5 tRNA genes are annotated in these 564 nt (G+C 52.7%); all 5 read right to left on the bottom strand.

What is annotated here, in order from left to right:
- Positions 1–48: 48 nt before the first annotated feature.
- The 5 genes from O0550_RS24065 to O0550_RS24045 all read right to left on the bottom strand — a co-directional run bounded on the left by O0550_RS24065 (position 49) and on the right by O0550_RS24045 (position 513).
- Positions 49–125 (bottom strand) — tRNA-Glu (locus O0550_RS24065).
- A 19-nt stretch (positions 126–144) separates the two neighbouring features.
- Positions 145–229: transfer RNA gene (locus tag O0550_RS24060), tRNA-Leu, on the bottom strand.
- Positions 230–245: 16 nt separating this feature from the next.
- A tRNA-Met gene (locus O0550_RS24055) sits at positions 246–322 on the bottom strand.
- Between the two features lie 20 nt (positions 323–342).
- Positions 343–433 (bottom strand) — tRNA-Ser (locus tag O0550_RS24050).
- 5 nt (positions 434–438) lie between these two features.
- A tRNA-Asn gene (locus tag O0550_RS24045) sits at positions 439–513 on the bottom strand.
- Between the last annotated feature and the right edge of the window lie 51 nt (positions 514–564).

Raw genomic sequence — 564 nt, 5'->3', positions numbered from 1 at the left:
TGCTTGTAAGGCAGATGCTCTCCCAGCTGAGCTAATCCTCCAGATAAATGGTGACCCGTAGGGGATTCGAACCCCTGTATGACAGCGTGAAAGGCTGCTGTGTTAAACCGCTTCACCAACGGGCCAAGATAATTTTTCTCTTAATGGTGCGGTCGGCGAGACTCGAACTCGCACGGGTCGCCCCGCCACCCCCTCAAGATGGTGTGTCTGCCAATTCCACCACGACCGCAGGAGTTATAAAGAACTGGTAGCGGCGGAGGGGATCGAACCCCCGACCTTTCGGGTATGAACCGAACGCTCTAGCCAGCTGAGCTACACCGCCACGATCTAGAGAAAACAATATGGCGGAGAGTGAGGGATTCGAACCCTCGCTACGCTTACGCATACTAACGGTTTAGCAAACCGTCCCCTTCGGCCTCTTGGGTAACTCTCCTTATATGGCTCCTCAGGACGGACTCGAACCGCCAGCCTACCGGTTAACAGCCGGTTGCTCCACCATTGAGCTACTGAGGAACAATGTGAAAGAATTGTTCTTTCAAAACTAGATAATGAAGTCAGCATAAA

This window comes from Brevibacillus halotolerans (assembly GCF_026891775.1).
In the GTDB taxonomy this organism is placed as follows: domain Bacteria; phylum Bacillota; class Bacilli; order Brevibacillales; family Brevibacillaceae; genus Brevibacillus_B; species Brevibacillus_B halotolerans.
The sequence above is the reverse complement of the archived record's forward strand: the minus strand, read 5'-3'. Positions and strand labels throughout refer to the sequence as shown.